This window comes from Marinobacter xestospongiae (assembly GCF_023156385.1).
Lineage (GTDB): Bacteria > Pseudomonadota > Gammaproteobacteria > Pseudomonadales > Oleiphilaceae > Marinobacter > Marinobacter xestospongiae.
Window position 1 is genome coordinate 126,014 of sequence record NZ_JAKZAK010000006.1, and the last position, 18,225, is coordinate 144,238.

Annotated in this window: 14 protein-coding genes; 9 read left to right on the forward strand and 5 right to left on the reverse strand. The window is 61.1% G+C overall.

The genetic code is table 11. The features are described from left to right. The first annotated feature begins 6 nt into the window (after positions 1-6). The 7 genes from purF to cobA all read left to right on the forward strand — a co-directional run bounded on the left by purF (position 7) and on the right by cobA (position 9,803). Positions 7-1,527, forward strand: coding sequence for an amidophosphoribosyltransferase (gene purF / locus MLD24_RS06030; protein WP_248165270.1), 1,521 nt, complete (start codon positions 7-9; stop codon positions 1,525-1,527). A gap of 11 nt (positions 1,528-1,538) precedes the next feature. Next, a complete protein-coding gene (locus MLD24_RS06035) occupies positions 1,539-2,768 on the forward strand; it encodes an O-succinylhomoserine sulfhydrylase (protein WP_248165272.1) in 1,230 nt (409 codons plus the stop codon). A gap of 95 nt (positions 2,769-2,863) precedes the next feature. Continuing rightward, a complete protein-coding gene (locus MLD24_RS06040) occupies positions 2,864-5,488 on the forward strand; it encodes a DNA translocase FtsK (protein WP_248165274.1) in 2,625 nt (874 codons plus the stop codon). 73 nt (positions 5,489-5,561) lie between these two features. Beyond that, complete coding sequence (lolA, locus tag MLD24_RS06045; protein WP_248165276.1) at positions 5,562-6,215, forward strand: outer membrane lipoprotein periplasmic chaperone LolA; 654 nt, start codon at positions 5,562-5,564, stop codon at positions 6,213-6,215. Next, positions 6,215-7,567, forward strand: a complete 1,353-nt coding sequence (locus tag MLD24_RS06050; RefSeq protein WP_282450488.1) for a replication-associated recombination protein A — start codon at positions 6,215-6,217, stop codon at positions 7,565-7,567. The genes lolA and MLD24_RS06050 overlap by 1 nt, the downstream gene beginning before the upstream one ends. 95 nt (positions 7,568-7,662) lie before the next feature. Continuing rightward, positions 7,663-8,940 (forward strand): serine--tRNA ligase, encoded by a 1,278-nt coding sequence (gene serS, locus MLD24_RS06055; RefSeq protein ID WP_248165278.1) that lies wholly within the window; start codon positions 7,663-7,665, stop codon positions 8,938-8,940. Further along, positions 8,937-9,803 (forward strand): uroporphyrinogen-III C-methyltransferase, encoded by an 867-nt coding sequence (cobA, locus tag MLD24_RS06060; RefSeq protein WP_227175999.1) that lies wholly within the window; start codon positions 8,937-8,939, stop codon positions 9,801-9,803. The genes serS and cobA overlap by 4 nt, the downstream gene beginning before the upstream one ends. Positions 9,804-9,851: 48 nt before the next feature. On the opposite strand, the gene MLD24_RS06065 is transcribed toward cobA, so the two are convergent. Continuing rightward, entirely contained in the window at positions 9,852-10,934 is a 1,083-nt protein-coding gene (locus tag MLD24_RS06065) for a 3-deoxy-7-phosphoheptulonate synthase (RefSeq protein ID WP_227175998.1), read from the reverse strand. A 314-nt stretch (positions 10,935-11,248) separates the two neighbouring features. On the opposite strand from MLD24_RS06065, the gene MLD24_RS06070 reads away from it, so the two are divergent. Next, positions 11,249-13,063 (forward strand): DUF1631 family protein, encoded by a 1,815-nt coding sequence (locus MLD24_RS06070; protein ID WP_248165280.1) that lies wholly within the window; start codon positions 11,249-11,251, stop codon positions 13,061-13,063. Positions 13,064-13,136: 73 nt separating this feature from the next. Then, positions 13,137-13,523: a PilZ domain-containing protein gene (locus MLD24_RS06075; RefSeq protein ID WP_248165281.1), complete on the forward strand. Its 387-nt coding sequence runs from the start codon at positions 13,137-13,139 to the stop codon at positions 13,521-13,523. Between the two features lie 47 nt (positions 13,524-13,570). Here the strand turns inward: MLD24_RS06075 and MLD24_RS06080 are convergent, their stop codons facing one another. The 4 genes from MLD24_RS06080 to MLD24_RS06095 all read right to left on the reverse strand — a co-directional run bounded on the left by MLD24_RS06080 (position 13,571) and on the right by MLD24_RS06095 (position 18,170). After that, a complete protein-coding gene (locus MLD24_RS06080) occupies positions 13,571-14,356 on the reverse strand; it encodes an enoyl-ACP reductase FabI (RefSeq protein ID WP_227175995.1) in 786 nt (261 codons plus the stop codon). A gap of 64 nt (positions 14,357-14,420) precedes the next feature. Next, positions 14,421-16,061, reverse strand: coding sequence for an ABC transporter ATP-binding protein (locus MLD24_RS06085; RefSeq protein WP_248165283.1), 1,641 nt, complete (start codon positions 16,059-16,061; stop codon positions 14,421-14,423). A 1-nt stretch (position 16,062) separates the two neighbouring features. Beyond that, entirely contained in the window at positions 16,063-17,082 is a 1,020-nt protein-coding gene (locus tag MLD24_RS06090) for an ABC transporter permease (RefSeq protein WP_228752873.1), read from the reverse strand. 8 nt (positions 17,083-17,090) lie between these two features. Then, on the reverse strand, positions 17,091-18,170 hold the full coding sequence (locus MLD24_RS06095) for a microcin C ABC transporter permease YejB (RefSeq protein ID WP_248165285.1): 1,080 nt from the start codon (positions 18,168-18,170) through the stop codon (positions 17,091-17,093). Positions 18,171-18,225: the final 55 nt, after the last annotated feature.

Genomic DNA, 18,225 nt, shown 5'->3' on the forward strand with positions numbered 1-18,225 from the left:
CTATCCATGTGTGGAATTGTCGGTATTGTCAGTACTTCAAACGTCAACCAGTCGCTGTATGACGCGTTGACGGTGTTACAGCACCGGGGCCAAGATGCGGCGGGGATCGTGACGTTCCAGGATGAGCGCTTCTACCTCCGCAAGGACAATGGCCTGGTGCGCGACGTATTCCGCACCCGCCACATGCGTCGTCTGGTGGGCAACGTCGGCATTGGCCACGTACGTTACCCCACCGCCGGCAGTTCCAGCTCGGCCGAAGCTCAGCCATTCTACGTCAACAGCCCCTATGGCATTACCCTGGCCCACAACGGCAACCTGACCAATGCCGACGACCTGAGCCAGGACCTGTTCCGTACTGACCTGCGCCACATCAACACCAACTCCGACTCCGAAGTCCTGCTCAACGTGTTCGCCCACGAGCTGCAGAAGCTGGGCAAACTGAATCCCACCAAGGATGAAATCTTCGCCGCTGTAAAGGCCGTTCACAAGCGCTGTAAGGGCGCCTACGCGGTCATTGCGATGATCACCGGTTATGGCATTGTGGGCTTCCGTGATCCCAACGGTATCCGTCCGGCCTGCTACGGCACCCGCGAGACCGAAGAAGGCACGGAATACATGATCGCTTCGGAGAGCGTGGCACTCAGTGCCGCGGGCTTCACCCTGGTGCGGGACATCGAACCGGGCGAGGCGGTGTACATTGAAACTGACGGTACCCTCTACACCCAGCAGTGTGCCGACAAGCCACACCTGATTCCCTGCATCTTTGAGCATGTCTACTTTGCCCGCCCTGACTCCATCATCGACAAGGTGTCGGTCTACAAGGCCCGTCTGCGGATGGGCGAGACCCTGGCAGACAAGGTACTGCGGGAGCGACCGGACCATGACATTGATGTGGTGATCCCGATCCCTGATACCAGCCGGACCTCGGCGATGCAGATGGCTCACCGCCTGGGGGTCAAGTTCCGGGAAGGGTTTATCAAGAACCGCTACATCGGCCGCACCTTCATCATGCCCGGCCAGAAGATGCGCAAGAAGTCCGTGCGTCAGAAACTGAATCCGATCGACCTGGAGTTCCGTGGCAAGAATGTGATGCTGGTGGACGATTCCATCGTTCGCGGCACCACCTGTGAGGAAATCGTGCAGATGGCCCGTGATGCCGGCGCCCGCAACGTCTACTTCGCGTCCGCGGCGCCCCCGGTGCGCTACCCCAACGTCTACGGCATTGATATGCCCTCTGCCCACGAACTCATTGCGCACGACAAGAGCGTGGATGAGATCTGTGAGATCATCGGTGCGGACTGGCTGGTTTACCAGGACCTGGAAGATCTCATCACCTGCGTGAATGACGTCAATCCTGAAATTGAATCCTGGGAATGCTCGGTGTTTGACGGCAACTACGTCACCGGTGACATCGACACCGCCTACCTTGAGCGCATTGACGCCCTGCGCAACGACAAGAGCCGCAGTGCCAGCAATGGCGATGATGAAGACAACGGTATCATCGACCTGCACAACGACGAAGACTGAGAGGACCACCCATGACTCACCGCCGCGAAGAACACCTCTGGATCCCGGAATCGGATCTGGACGGCATGTCGATCGATACCCTGGCGGTGAGGGCGGGGCAGATCCGCACTGGCCAGTTGGAGCACAGTGACCCGATCTTCCCCACCTCCAGCTTTGTCTACGGCAGTGCCGCCCAGGCTGCAGCCCGCTTTGGCGGTGACGAACCGGGAAACATTTACTCCCGCTTCACCAACCCCACGGTGCAGGCTTTCGAAGGCCGGATCGCGGCGATGGAAGGCGGTGAACGGGCCGTCGCCACGGCGTCTGGCATGGCGGCCATCCTCAGCACCTGCATTGCGCTGTTGAAAGCCGGAGACCATGTGGTGTGTTCCCGCGGGGTCTTTGGCACCACCAACGTGCTGTTCCAGAAGTATCTCGCCCGTTTCGGCGTGGAGACGTCCTTCGTGTCGTTGACCGATATGGAGGAATGGCGGGGTGCGGTTCGTGACAACACCCGCATGCTGTTCCTGGAAACCCCCTCCAACCCGCTATGCGAAGTTGCCGATCTGGCGGCACTGTCTGATCTGGCCAGGGCCGCGGATGCTCTGCTGGTGGTGGACAACTGCTTCTGTACCCCGGTGCTGCAACGTCCGTTGTCGCAGGGCGCCGACATCGTCATTCACTCGGCTACCAAGTACCTGGATGGTCAGGGTCGCTGTGTCGGCGGCGTGGCGGTGGGCTCAGCCAAACTGATGGAGGAAGTCTACGGATTCCTCCGTTCCGCCGGCCCGACGATGAGCCCATTCAATGCCTGGGTGTTCCTCAAGGGCCTGGAAACGTTACCGATTCGTATGCGTGCCCACTGTGACAATGCGTTAGAGTTGGCGCAGTGGCTGGAGCAGCAGGACGCCGTTGAAGAGGTGTTCTACGCCGGATTGAGCCACCATCCGCAACATGAGTTGGCGGCCCGTCAACAGGATGGCTTTGGTGGCGTGCTGTCTTTCCGGGTTCGTGGAGGCCGGGAGCAGGCGTGGTCGCTGATCGACGCCACCCGCATGATTTCCATCACCGCCAATCTGGGCGACGTTAAAACCACTATCACCCATCCCGCCACCACGACTCACGGTCGCCTGTCCGACGATGACAAGGCGCGGGCTGGTATTACCGAGAACCTGGTGAGGCTGTCGGTCGGCATCGAGTCGGTCGAGGACCTCAAGCAGGATCTCGCCCGGGGACTGGCGGCACTTGCTGCCGGCGCCTGATCCGGGATATTGGCCGGGCCTGACAGGGCAGGGGAGGGCGCTTCCTCCCATCGGGCCCGCCGTACACGAACTGTAACGGAATAATCAGATCATTCATGGCCGAGTCCAAAAAGACAGAGAAACAGAAAACGCCGGAATTGACCGAGAAACAGCTGCGGTTCCGGCGCCTGGTTGCCCAGGGCAGCCGTGAAGGCGCCGTCATTGCGCTGATCGTACTGGCGATCTATCTGGGCATGGCGCTGGTGACCTTCAGTCCGGCCGATCCAGGCTGGGCCAGCATCGGCCATCAAACCCAGGTCTCCAATGCCGCCGGGCGTACCGGTGCCTGGCTGGCGAGTCTGTTGATGGACTTCTTCGGTCATGTCGCCTTCCTGTTCCCGCTGATGGTGGCGGGGTACGCCGTGATGCTGGTGCGCAGGCGCAATGATCCGCTGGAAATGCACTGGCCGCTGTTCATGGTGCGTTTCGGGGGCTTTCTGCTGATTCTGCTGTCGGCAACCAGCCTGTTGTCACTGTACTCGTTGTTTGGTCTGAGCGCCTCATCCGGAGGTGTGATGGGCATGGCCGTCTCTGATGCCATGGTCCGGTTTTTCAATCTGCCGGCCACGACCCTGCTGCTGGTAGCCATCTTCCTGTTCGCCCTCACCGTCACCACCGGTCTGTCCTGGTTCTGGCTGATGGACAAGGTTGGCGAGCTGACCCTGCAAACGGTCGAGCGAGTGAAGGCGTTTGCGCTTTCCCTGCGGCCACAACCCCAGACCGAGCCTGCAGTACCCGAAGAAGCGGCAGTGCCGGAACCCCGGCGCCCAGTCGTCAGGGAGCCGGAACCTCCTGTGCTTCGGGAACGGGTCGAACTCGACGACGAACCGCAAGCGAATGATAAGCCCGCCTGGTGGCGCCGACTGCCATTCCTTGGCGGAAGCAACAAAGACGACGGCCAGGCGCCGGAGCGCAGCGAACCGGGCCTGGAAGACCTGCCGTTTGAGCCCGATGACGTGCCCCTGGTGGCGGACCCGGTATCCCGCCCGGTAGCTGAAGAACCGGCGCCGCGCCCAGCCCGCAAGAAACCCAAAGCCGAGCCCGCAGCCACAGACAGCAAGCCGGCGGAGAGTAAGGCCAAGTCGGTCCGGATCTCGCCCTTCAAGCGGGAGGATCGTGCCAGTTCGCCAGCGACGGATCGCAAGCAGCCATCTCTGCTGGAGGATCTGGAAAGCCCGATTCCGCCGTTGAGTCTGCTGGACCCGCCTGAAAGCCAGAAAGAGAGTGGGTACTCCGAGGAGTCTCTGGAGCACATGTCCAGGCTGCTTGAGGAGAAACTGGCGGACTTCGGTGTTTCGGTGGAAGTGGTGGAGGTCAACCCGGGCCCGGTGATCACCCGGTTTGAGATCAAGCCGGCACCCGGGGTCAAGGTCAGCAAGATTTCCAACCTGGCGAAGGATCTGGCGCGCTCCCTGGCGGTTCTGTCTGTCCGCGTTGTGGAAGTGATTCCCGGCAAATCGGTGATTGGTATCGAGATCCCCAATGAAAGCCGGGAAATTGTGCGACTCAGTGAAGTGCTGGGCGCCAAGGTATTTACCGAATCCAGCTCGCCGGTGACGCTGGCACTGGGTAATGACATCGGCGGCAACCCGATGGTGGCCAATCTCGCCAAGATGCCTCACCTGCTGGTGGCAGGGACCACCGGCTCCGGTAAATCCGTTGGGGTCAATGCGATGCTGCTGAGCATGCTGCTGAAAGCCTCACCGGAGGAGGTCCGCTTTATCATGGTGGACCCGAAGATGCTGGAGCTCAGCATCTACGATGGCATTCCCCACCTGCTGGCGCCGGTGGTGACCGACATGAAGGAGGCCGCCAACGGCCTGCGCTGGTGCGTTGCCGAAATGGAACGCCGCTATCGGCTGATGGCCAGTCTCGGGGTGCGTAACCTCGCCGGCTATAACCGTAAGGTCCGAGAAGCCCGGGACGCCGGCGAACCGCTGCTCGACCCGCTGTGGCAGCCCGAAGATCACCTGCTGAATGAGGAACAGGAGCGTCCCGAACTGGAAACCCTGCCGTTCATTGTGGTGGTGATCGACGAGTTCGCCGACATGATGATGATTGTCGGCAAGAAGGTGGAAGAACTGATCGCGCGGATCGCCCAGAAGGCGAGGGCGGCCGGCATCCATCTGATCCTGGCAACCCAGCGGCCGTCGGTCGATGTGATCACCGGCCTGATCAAGGCCAATATTCCCACCCGAATCTCGTTCCAGGTGTCCTCCAAGATCGACTCCCGGACCGTTCTTGACCAGGGCGGCGCCGAGCAGTTGCTGGGGCATGGCGACATGCTATACCTGCCACCGGGCACCGGTCTCCCGGTACGGGTCCACGGCGCCTTCGTCGATGATGATGAGGTCCATCGGGTGGTTAGCGCCTGGAAGGCCAGGGGTGAGCCGGAATACGTCGACGAAGTGCTCACGGGTGCCGAGGGTGAGAGCCTGCCGGGGGTGCCGTCACTGTCCGAAGGCGGCGGGGACAGCGAGGGCGACTCGCTGTACGACGAGGCCGTGGCCTTCGTGACCGAGGGCCGACGGGTGTCCATTTCCTCGGTGCAGCGCAAGTTCAAGATCGGCTATAACCGGGCCGCCAACCTGGTGGATGCCATGGAGGCCTCCGGCGTGGTCAGCGCTGCCGGGCACAACGGCGCCCGCGAAGTGCTGGCACCCCCACCCCCCAGGGACTGAACCGCTCCCACAGCAATACAGAACCAACCGGGGCGTTCAGCCCCGATAGCTCAAACACAGGAGTTCAACAGTAATGGAATCGATACGAACACTAGGCCGTCGCCTGATCCACCTGGCGGCCGTGGTTGCCCTGGTGGCCAGCGCCCCGAGTGCCTGGGCCGAACCGGCTGCGGAGCAACTGGCTGATACCCTGAAGTCGTATCGGACTTACCAGGCCAGTTTCATCCAGATATTGGTCAATGAAAGCGGTGGTCAGGTTCAGGAAACCCGTGGTGAGCTCAAGGCTAAACGCCCCGGACTGTTCTACTGGTCAACCCACTCGCCCATGTCCCAGTTCATCGTCAGTGACGGTGAAGAAGTCACGCTCTATGACCCGGATCTGGAACAGGTCACTATCCATAAACTCGACCAGCGCGCCTCCAGCACGCCGGCGCTGCTGCTCAGCGGCGAAGTGGATAATCTTGCTGAAACCTATGACATCAGCCACCGTGCGCTTGGCAACGAGACCGAAGAGTTCACCCTGACACCGAGGAATCCAGATTCCCTGTTTGTATCGCTGAAACTGTCGTTCGTCGATGGTGAGCTGCAGGAAATGCGCATGCGGGATTCCCTGGCGCAATTGAGCATTCTCAGCTTTGACAGCATCCGCCTGAATCAGGATCTGGCCGACAGTGCCTTTGAGCTGGACTACCCCGAATCCGTGGACGTCATTCAGGACGCCCCCTGATGCAGGATACGCTGTTCAATGAGCAGGGCTTTGAGCCCCTGGCGGCCCGCATGCGGCCCCGCTCGCTGGACGAATACGTCGGTCAGGATCACCTGGTCGGACCGGGCAAGCCCCTGCGTCGGGCCCTGGAGCAGGGACAACTGCACTCGATGATCCTGTGGGGGCCGCCGGGGGTGGGTAAGACCACCTTTGCCCGCTTGTTGGCCAATGTCGGTGATCTCAGTTTCGAAACCGTGTCCGCCGTGCTCAGTGGTGTGAAGGAAATTCGCACCATCGTTGAACGGGCCAAGCTGCGCAAACAGGGAGAAGGGCGCGACACCCTGTTGTTCGTGGACGAGGTCCACCGCTTCAATAAGGGTCAGCAGGATGCCTTCCTGCCCCACATTGAGGACGGCACCTTCATTTTTGTTGGGGCCACCACCGAAAATCCCTCATTTGAGCTCAACAGCGCGCTGCTGTCCCGGACCCGGGTCTACGTTCTCAAACACCTGGACACCGACCAGTTGCAGGGGCTGATGCGCCGGGTTCTGACAGATCCGCGAGGTTTGGATGGCCGCATTGCCGTCACCGACGAAGTTCTGTCCCTGGCGGCGATCGCCGCCGGTGGCGATGCCCGGCGAGCGCTGAACATTCTGGAGGTGGGGAGCGATCTGGCCGAGCCGGATGACCAGGGGCGGCCGGCGATTACCGCCGCCGTGCTGGAACAGGTACTGCAAACCAGCCTGCGCCGGTTCGACAAAGGCGGTGATCGCTTCTACGACCAGATTTCCGCGCTGCACAAGTCGGTTCGCGGTTCTGATCCGGATGGCGCACTGTACTGGATGTGCCGGATGCTGGATGGTGGATGTGATCCGCTCTATGTGGCACGGCGACTGGTTCGGATCGCCAGCGAGGATATCGGCAACGCCGATCCCCGGGCACTGACCCTCAGCCTGAACGCCTGGGATGCCCAGGAACGGCTGGGTTCGCCAGAGGGGGAACTTGCCCTGGCCCAGGCCACCACCTATCTGGCGATGGCGCCAAAGAGTATCGGGGTGTATCAGGCCTTCAATCAGTGCATGGCGGATATCCGCCAGGACCCGGACTATGAGGTGCCGGTGCATCTGCGCAATGCCCCCACCGCACTGATGAAATCCCTCGGGCATGGCGATGAGTACCGTTACGCTCACGACGAGCCCGACGCCTTCGCCGCCGGTGAATCCTATCTGCCGGAACCGATCCACCACCGGCGTTACTATCAGCCCGTCAACCGGGGGCTGGAGATCAAGCTGGCAGAAAAACGCCAGCGACTGGACGCTTTGAACCAGGCCAGTAACCGACGGCGCTACCCCGGTTCGGACCCGGCGGAGTGACGCTCCGTTGGTGGCCGAAATATGGCATGCCACGTCTGCACAGGTATAATGCCCAGACACGCAAACCACTCAACCGATGACCAATCAGGATTAACATGCTCGACCCCAAACGCGTCCGCACCCAGACCGAAGAGATCGCCCGTCAACTGGCCGTCAAAGGCTTTGACTTCGACCAGTCCGCCTTTGAGCAGCTGGAAGAACGTCGTCGCTCGATCCAGGTGAGTGCGGAGTCTCTGCAGGCCGAGCAGAACAAGCGCTCCAAGTCAATCGGTAAGGCCAAGGCCGCCGGTGAGGACATCCAGCCGCTGCTGAACGAAGTGGAAGAACTCAAACGCCAGCGTTCCGAGGCCGAGGATGAACTGCGCCAGGTACAGGTAGAGCTCAATGCCTTCCTGGCCGGCATTCCCAACATTCCCGATGCCACCGTACCGGCCGGGGCTTCAGAAGATGACAACGTGGAAGTCCGTCAATGGGGCACCCCACGCACCTTCGACTTCGAACCCAAAGACCACGTTGCCCTTGGTGAAGAACTCGGCGGCATGGACTTCGAGCGCGCAACCAAACTGGCTCATTCCCGTTTTGTGGTTATGAACGGTCAGCTGGCGAGGCTGCACCGTGCACTGGCCCAGTTCATGCTCGACCTGCACGTAACCGACCACGGCTACACCGAGACCTACGTGCCTTTCCTGGTCAACGGCAACACGCTGTTTGGCACCGGCCAGCTGCCGAAGTTTGAAGAAGACCTGTTCAAGGCGGGCGACGACGAGCATCCCCTATACCTGATTCCAACTGCCGAGGTACCGGTAACCAACCTGGTGGCAGATACCATCGTTGACGCCGACCAGCTGCCACTGCGGATGGTCAGCCATACGCCCTGTTTCCGTAGCGAGGCGGGTTCCTACGGCCGTGATACCCGCGGCATGATTCGTCAGCACCAGTTTGAGAAGGTGGAGCTGGTGCACGTGGTACGTCCGGAGGATTCCGATGCCGCGCTGGAGACGCTGACCGGTCACGCCGAGAAGGTGCTTCAGTTGCTGGAACTGCCGTACCGAGTGGTTGAGCTGTGCGGTGGCGACATGGGCTTCTCCGCCGCCCGTACCTACGACCTGGAGGTCTGGCTGCCGGGGCAGGACAAATACCGTGAAATTTCTTCCTGCTCCAATACCCGTGATTTCCAGGCACGGCGCATGCATGCAAGATGGCGGAACCCGGAAACCGGGAAGCCGGAGCCTGTGCATACGCTGAATGGTTCTGGCCTCGCCGTCGGTCGCGCTATGATCGCTGTGATGGAGAACTACCAGCAGGCCGACGGCAGCATCCTGGTTCCGGATGTACTCAAGCCGTACATGCGAGGCATTGACAGGATTCAATGAACCAAAACAGACCGATAAGCGCCCCGAAAGAGGGCGCGCGCACCGCGACGGTGCCGCCCCGTTACCGGAACAATCCGGTAACGGACAATCCCAACAACTCTGCGGGTGAAGTGTTTCTGGTGGGAGCTGGCCCCGGTGATCCGGAACTGCTGACGCTGAAAGCCTGGCGCATCATCACCTCGGCTGAAGTGGTGCTTTACGACCGCCTGGTCTCCGCCGACATACTGGCGATGATTCCGCCGCAGGCGGAGCGTATCCACGTTGGCAAACGCCGTTCCGATCACACCCTACCTCAGGACCAGATCAACCAACGCTTGGTGGACCTGGCACAGGCCGGCAAACGGGTCGTGCGCCTCAAAGGCGGCGACCCGTTTATCTTTGGCCGTGGTGGTGAGGAGATTGAGACACTGGCGGATGCCGGCGTTCGCTTTCAGGTTGTCCCTGGCATCACCGCTGCATCAGGCTGTGCCGCCTACGCCGGTATCCCGTTAACCCACCGGGATTATGCCCAATCGGTCCGATTTGTGACCGGGCATCTCAAGAACGACACCTGCGATCTGCCGTGGCAGGATTTCGTGCAGAACAACCAGACCCTGGTGTTCTACATGGGGCTGGTGGGGCTGCCGATCATCAGTCGAGAACTGATGCGGCACGGCATGCCGGATACCATGCCTGTTGCCCTGGTATCCAAAGGCACGACGCCCGATCAACAGGTGGTTGTGGGCAATCTTGGCAACATCGTCACCAGGGTGGAAGAGAGTGGGGTGCCGGCACCGACGTTGATCATCATCGGTGACGTGGTGTCGCTGCGCTCCAGGCTGGACTGGATCGGTGCACAGCCGATAGGCGAGCCAACGATCTGACTGCCGCAATACTGACCCGGAACGGCTTGCCCGTCCCGGGTCGCTTCCTCAGCCCTCGCCGTTCAGGCGCTTGGGCAGTACATCCTTGAGCTTGTCGCGCATTTCCCGGATGGCCTTTTCGGTGGTTTCCCAGTCGATGCAGGCATCGGTAATGGAGACGCCGTACTTCATTTCATCCCGGTTTTCCGGAATCGGTTGGCTACCCCAGTTCAGGTGACTCTCGATCATCAGACTCTGAATGGAGGTGTTGCCCTCGACGATCTGGTGGGCGATGTCCTGCATCACCAGCGGTTGCAGCGCCGGGTCCTTGTTGGAATTGGCGTGGCTGCAATCGACCATGATCGACTTGCGCAGCCCGGCTTTCTCGAGCGCCTGCTCACACAGTGCAACGCTGACAGAGTCGTAATTCGGCTTGCCGCCGCCACCGCGCAGCACCACATGGCCATAGGCGTTGCCACGGGTGCGGATGATGGATACCTGGCCCTGCTGGTCAATGCCCAAGAAGCTGTGGGGGTGGGAAACCGACTTCATGGCGTTCACCGCCACGTCCAGACTGCCATCGGTTCCGTTCTTGAAGCCGATGGCCATCGACAGGCCGCTGCTCATCTCGCGATGGGTCTGCGACTCGGTGGTGCGGGCGCCAATGGCCGACCAGGCAATCGTATCCTGCAGGTACTGAGGTGAGATCGGGTCCAGCGCTTCGGTTGCGGTGGGCAGCCCCAGTTCGGCGATGTCCAGCAGCAGCCGGCGGCCAATGTGCAGGCCCTGTTCGATGTCAAAGGTGTCATCCAGGTGCGGATCGTTGATCAGCCCCTTCCAGCCCACGGTGGTTCTCGGCTTTTCAAAGTAGACCCGCATCACGATCAGCAGGGTATCGCTGACTTCGTCGGCCAGCACCTTGAGCTTCTCTGCATACTCCCGGGCGGCCTTGACGTCATGAATAGAGCAGGGGCCAACCACCAGAAACAGGCGGTGATCCTTACCATCCAGAATGTCATAGATGGCCTGGCGACCCTGGTCTACGGTAGTTGCGGCCTGATCGGAAAGCGGCATTTCCTGTTTCAGGGCGTCGGGAGTGATCAACGTTTCCTGGCTGGCAACGTTGAGGTTCTCAAGCTTCTTGCCGGACATGCTTTAGTCTACCTCGATGTATTACGTTGTCGGGGCTGCAACGTTGGCACGTATTGGCCCTCTCACTTTTATAATTTGCAGTCCCCGTCCTGTCCTCTTGCGCGGTCGTTTGTCAGACTGCCCGCCGTCTGCCAGAGCAGGGCCGGGCGGCCTTTGCGGCCAGGTTTCAGGGAGTTCGATATACTGCGGGATTTGGGGGGGCAATGCAATGCGGCCCGCTCTGCCGCGCGGATTCACTGGACGAAGGCGGGCAAGCATGCTGCAATGAAACGTGGATTTCCCCTCCCGCCATACCAAGCTGGACCATCTGCTGAATGTCGCAACAAACCAAGCCATCCGCCAACCCGGCTTCATCGGCACCGAGCCAATCTATTGCCGAGCTACTGGCCGGCATCCGCATTCCGGCTCTGCCGTACCCCGTTGGCCAGGTGGAGCCGGGACAGGCCAAGGACTGGCGGCCGCTGCTGCAGTCCTGCTGGTCGGAACAGCGTGATGAGTCGGTTACCAGCCTGCTGAAGTCTCTCGAGCTGACCTGGACCGTGCGCCAGGTGAACTCGGCGTTTCTGGCGGATCGGGTTATGGATGCATTCCTCGCCACCTCCGGCCTGCACCCGGTGCTGGCCGCCAAGGTGGCACGGCTGCGCTTCTTTCTGGCCTGGCGCCTGGATCAGGACTGTGACGCCGCCTTTGCCGACAGCCTGCGGGACTGGCTCGACAGCCTGGTGGAGTGGCGCGGCTGGAGTGATTCGGGGGGACGCTCGGCGCGGGCGCTGCTGGACCAGCTGGAGCAGATGGTGGTGTCGGTCTCGGCCTGCTTTGAATACGGTCAGATGGCGCCGTTCAAGGACTTCGCCAGCCAGTGGGACGTTGACAGCCAGAAGCGTCAGGAACAGATCACCAAGTTGCGCCAGCGCCTGCTGGTCACTGAACAGGGCGCCGCCCGTCAGCGCCGGGCGGATCAGACGTCGCGAGCCGTCATTGGCCGCGCCCTCCAGGGCCGGCAGCTGCCACCGCCGATCTCGGAGTTTATCCGTGAGCATTGGTGCCCCCTGGTGCGCCAGGTTGTCTGGCGCAACGGCACCGAAGGCGACGACTGGAAACATGCCAGCAAACTGTTGGAATGGCTGGTCTGGATCGGTGATCCGACGCTGTCCGAACGTTCCCTGGATCGTCTTTACCAGGTGGGAGAACAGATTGGGGACCGCATACTGGCGGTCTGGCAACGTGTTCAGGAGAGACCGCTCCCCCAGCATGCCCTTGCCGGAGTGGAAGCCGTTATCGTCAGTCGCCTGCGGGGCGAAACGCCGGCCCTTGCGCCGGCTCTGGACGAGCGTTTCGAGTTTGATCTCAGCTGGCTGGGGTTTCAGCCTCCCCAGGAAGACCAGCTCACACAGGTGATCCAGCAGTGGTTTGTTGAGGGGGAGGGAGCCTCGGAGCAACGCCGCTACTTCTTTGCCCTGCTCGAGGACACCTGCGAAGTGCTGTGGACCAACGGCTCCGGCGTCAAGCTGGGTCTGATGCCCTGGCGGGATTTCATGGCGGCCAGGCAGGCCGGCCGGCTTCGTCCGTTACCGCCACTGAACCGGTTCCAGGACGTTGCCGGTAAAACGGTGACGCAATTGCTTGGCGTGTTCCAGCAGCAACGACAGCAGCGGGAGAAAGCCGCCTGCGAAGCCAGAGAACGGGCGGAAATGCTGCGCCGCAAGGTGGAGGCTGCCGAAGCCAGGAAGCGGGAGGAGTTGGCGGCCCGGGAGGCCGAGCGGGCCCGTGCCGAGGCTGAAGAGGCCGCCAAACGACAGGCCGAAGAAGAGGCAGAGCGTGAGCGGGTGGAGCGTGAGCTGACCGCCGCGGCGCAGCACGCCATCGACAATCTCAAGCTCGGTGGCTGGATAGCAATCGAACCCACACCGGATCATCCGGAGGCGGTGCGATTGAAACTGGCGGTCCGGCTCAACGCCACCCGAAAACTGGTGTTTGTTGACCGTCTTGGGCTCAATCGGACGGAGTATCCGGAAGACGACCTGGTCACTGACATCGTGGCGGGCCGGATTCGGGTGCTGAGCAGTTCGGCGGAGTTCGATGACACACTATCCCGGGTGGTGGGACGCATCCGGGTAGGTCGAAACTGAACGCTCGCAGGTCTGGCCAATCCCCAAGGGAAGGAGAAATGCCAGCCCGGGTCGAGCAGAGCGGTGATACGCGATGACAAAGCCTTCGTCCGGTGCCCACAGTGCACCGGAGCAACGTTCCGAATACCGGTTGACCGGTCGGGCCAGAGTCCGGCTGGAGCTGGAGGCGGCGGATGAACTCGGCGGCTATCCGGCCAGGTATCTGGAAAGCTGGTCTACAGACCTGTCGACCAACGGCGCCCGTTTGACCACCGATCAGTCAGTGCCCATCGACGCCCTGCTGCCAGTCTCCATTCGGCTTCAGGAAGGGCAGGCGGCGCATAATCTGACGGCGGAAGTCATCTGGAGCAACCCGCTGGAGGACGGCCGCTGGACGGTCGGGCTGAGATTTCTGGAATCCGAGGACGCCGACTACCTGTGCTGGATCGAGGCGATGGCAGTGGCGATGGTTGGGGACTGACGTGACCGGCCGAATCATAAACAGCGCCGGCCACGCCGTCAGGACACTCAGTCTTCCAGAGTGCCCATGGCAGTCACGTTGAAACCGCCGTCCACGTGCAGGATTTCGCCGGTGATGCCACTGGCCAGGTCAGAACACATAAAGGCGGCGGCATTACCCACCTCCTCCTGAGTGACGTTACGCTGCAGAGGCGCCCGCTTGGCGTTCTCGGCCAGCATGCGACGGAAGCTCTTGATCCCCGAAGCCGCCAGGGTCTTGATTGGACCTGCGGAAATGCCGTTTACCCGCACACCATCCGGTCCCAGGCTCGACGCCATGAAGCGCACGTTGGCTTCCAGCGATGCCTTCGCCAGCCCCATTACGTTGTAGTTGGGCAGAACTCTCTCGGCGCCGAGGTAGCTCAGGGTCAGCATGGAGCTGTTGTCGCTCAGCATGTTGCGTGCGCCTTTCGCCAGCGCCACGAAGCTGTAGGAGCTGATGTCATGGGCGATGCGGAAACCATCACGGGTGGTAACATCAACATAGTTGCCATCCAGCTCATGCGCCGGTGCAAAGCCAACGGAGTGCACGATGATGTCTACCTTGTCCCAGTGCTCGCCCAGGGCCTTGAAGACATTCTCAATTTCTTCGTCGTTGCCGACATCGCAGGGGAACGTCAGTGAGCTGCCCCAGCCCTCGGCAAAACCTTCAACCCGGGATTTGAGTTTTTCGTTCTGATAGGTGAACGCCAGTTCCGCCCCTTGCTGGTGGAATGCTTCGGCGATACCGGCCGCAATGGAATGTTTGCTGGCCACTCCGACAATCAGTGCCTTCTTGCCGCTGAGTAGTCCCATTGGTGATCTCCCTGTGTTTCAGTGTGGGGGCATTATCCCTGATGGCTGACCTGCCGGGTAACGCTCAATTGGTCGTAGTCAATTCGGTCGCGCGATCGTGGTCGTCCCGGCCGGGGTTGCGGTAAAAGAACGCCGCGCTGAGCAGTTCCCGGGTGTAGTGCGATTCCGGTTGGGCAAAGATCCGCTCCGCCTCACCGTACTCGACGACCTCACCTCGTCGCAGCACCATCAGTTTGTGGCTCAGGGCCCGGACCACCGCCAGATCATGGCTGATGAACAGATAGCTTAACCCATATCGGGCCTGCAGCGCCCGCAGCAGGTCAATGATCTGCCGTTGAACCGTGCGGTCCAGCGCCGACGTGGGCTCGTCAAGAACGATCAGTTTTGGCTGCAGCACCAGTGCCCGGGCGATGGCAATACGCTGGCGCTGGCCGCCGGAGAACTCATGGGGGTAACGGTGCCGGGCCTCCGGGTCCAGGCCGACCTCCCGCAGCACCTGAATGACTTTCTGTTCCTGATCATCCTTGGTGGTGTCCGGTTCATGAATCTCCAGACCCTCCCGGATGATTTCGGACACCGACATCCTTGGGCTCAGGCTGCCGAAGGGGTCCTGGAACACAATCTGCAGGTGGCGCCGCACCGGTCGAAACTGCTTCTGGTTCAGATCCGAGAGGTCATTGCCGTCAAGTACGATCTGGCCCTTGCAATCCAGTAGCTTGAGCAGGGCATGGCCAATGGTGGTCTTGCCGCTGCCGCTTTCGCCCACCAGTCCCAGGGTTTCACCGGCGTTGATCGAAAAGTTGATGGCCTTGGCGGCCTCGAACCAGCTCTTGGGGCGGCCAAACCAGGACTTGGCCGTAGTGAAACGTACCGCCAGATCCTCAACCGTCAGCAAAGGCTGTGCAGGGCTGGCCGCCGGAGGCGGAGCGCCCTGGGGCTCGGAGTCCAGCAATTTGCGGGTATAGGGGTGGTTTGGGGACTCAAACAGGGTCTGTGTTTCGCCCTGTTCCACCAGTTGCCCCTGTTCCATCACCGCAACGTAATCGGCGTAGCGACGGACGATGGTGAGATCGTGGGTAATCAACAGCACCGACATGCCCAGCTTCTGCTGCAGTTGCCCCAGCAGTTCGAGCACCTGTTTCTGGACGGTCACATCCAGCGCGGTTGTGGGCTCATCCGCAATCAGCAGGTCCGGCTCGTTAGCCAGGGCCATGGCAATCATCACCCGCTGCTTCTGGCCTCCGGAAAGCTGGTGCGGGTAGCTGGCAAGACGCTGTTCCGGTTCCGGGATACCCACCATCTCAAGCAGTTCGAGGCAGCGGCGGCGGGCCTTGTCAGCCCGCAGGCCCCGGTGCAGGGCCAGGGTCTCAGTAATCTGTTTCTCTACCGTGTGCAGCGGATTCAGCGATGTCATCGGCTCCTGGAAGATCATGCTGATCCGACGCCCGCGAACCTGCCGCAGGCGGGACTCCGGTAGCGTCAGCAGATCTTCGCCATCGAACCGGATGCAGCCGGAAGGGTAGTCTACATGGCGGGCATCCAGCAGTCGCAGTACCGACAGTGCGGTAATGGACTTGCCCGATCCGCTCTCACCGACCAGCGCCAGGGTCTGGGATCTGGCGACGTTCAGCGAGACACCTTTGACCACCTCTTTGCCCTGGTCGAAACGGATGGTGAGGTTGTCGATTTCCAGCAACGATCCCATGTCAGGCTTTCCTTGGATCAAAGGCATCACGCACCGCTTCGCCGACGAACACCAGCAGCGTCAGCATCAGCGACAGACTGACAAACGCCGAGATGCCCAGCCACGGAGCGTGCAGGTTGGATTTGCCCTGGGCAATCAGTTCACCAAGGGAGGGTGATCCGGAGGGCAGGCCGAAGCCGAGAAAGTCCAGCGAGGTCAGCCCGGTGATCGCGCCCGTCAGAATGAAAGGCAGGAACGTGAGGGTGGCAACCATGGCATTGGGCAAGATATGGCGGAACATGATCATCCGATTACCCAGTCCCAGGGCGCGGGCGGCACGGACATACTCGAAGTTACGCGCCCGCAGGAACTCGGCGCGCACCACATCAACCAGGCCCATCCAGCTGAACAGCAGCATGATGCCCAGCAGCCACCAGAAATTGGGCTGCACGATGCTGGAAAGGATAATCAGCAGATACAGCGCCGGCAGTCCGGACCAGATTTCGATAAAGCGCTGCCCCAGCAGATCCACCTTACCGCCATAGAAGCCCTGAATGGCTCCCACGACAACGCCAACAAGACAGCTGAGCAGAGTCAGGATCAGCCCGAACAACACGGAAATCCGGAACCCGTAGATCACCCGGGCAGCAACATCCCGGCCCTGGTCATCGGTGCCAAGCCAGTTTTCCGCTGAGGGCGGTGCCGGTGAGGGTACGTCCAGGTTATAGTTGATGGTGTCATAGCTGAAACGGATCGGTGGCCACAGAATCCAGCCGTTGGCCTCAATCTCATCCCGAATAAAGGGGTCCCGATAGTCCGCCTCGGTCGGCAGGAAGCCGCCAAAGGTCTCCTCCGGCACGGTCTCCACAACCGGGAAGTAGTGTTCGCCCTGGTAAGACACCATCAATGGTCGGTCATTGGCGACCAGCTCTGCTCCCAGTGATAGCAGGAACAGGATGAGAAACAGCCAGAGCGACCAGTACCCACGGCGATTGGCCTTGAAGTTCTGCAGGCGACGCTGCTGGATAGGAGTCAGTTGGATGCCGGACACTAGCCCTCCCGACTTTCGAAATCGATGCGGGGGTCCACCAGCACGTAGGTGACGTCACTCACCAGCTTCAGCACCAACCCCATCAGGGTAAAGATGTAGAGGGTGCCGAACACCACCGGATAGTCCCGGTTCAGCGCCGCCTCGAAGCCCAACAATCCCAGACCATCGAGCGAGAAGATCACCTCGATCAACAGCGAGCCGGTAAAGAACAGGGCGACCAGTACCCCCGGCAGGCTGGCGATGACGATGAGCATGGCATTGCGGAATACATGACCATAGAGCACCTGCCGCTCCTCCAGCCCCTTGGCTCTTGCGGTCACCACATACTGCTTGCCAATCTCATCCAGAAACGAGTTTTTGGTTAACAGGGTGAGGGTGGCAAAGCCGCCGATAACGTTGGCGGTGACCGGCAGCGCCAGGTGCCAGAAATAGTCGGCAACCTGCTGATACCAGGGCATCTGGTCCCAGTTAGGCGAGGTCAGGCCGCGCAGAGGGAAAATATCGAAGTAGGTTCCGCCGGCAAACAGTACGATCAGCAGGAAGGCAAACAGAAAGCCGGGGATGGCATAGCCCACCACAATGACCGAACTGGTCCAGACATCAAAACGGCTGCCATCGGTGACCGCCTTGCGAACCCCAAGGGGAATCGAGATCAGATAGATTATCAGCGTTGACCACAACCCCAGGGAAATCGACACCGGCAGTTTCTCCAGCACCAGTTCCACCACGGTACGATCACGATAGAACGACTCGCCGAAGTCGAAGGTGGCGTAATCGGTCAACATCTTGAGAAAGCGCTCGTGTGGGGGCTTGTCAAAACCGTAGAGCACTTCCAGTTCCTTCAGCAGTTCCTCGGGAATGCCGCGTGCCCCGCGACTGTCCGAGGAGCTATCTGCCACTTCCGCGCCACCGCCACCGGTGGCCCGATCGAGGGTGCCGCCGCCATGGCCTTCCATGTTGGCGATGAACTGTTCAATCGGACCGCCCGGGGCGGCCTGCACCACTATGAAGTTGAGCAACATGATCCCCACCAGGGTAGGGATCATCAGCGCCAGGCGCCGCAGGATGTAAGCGCCCATGGGCTAGCCTCCGCGCCTGGTGGAATGGATTTGCAGACAACGCAACATCGGCGGG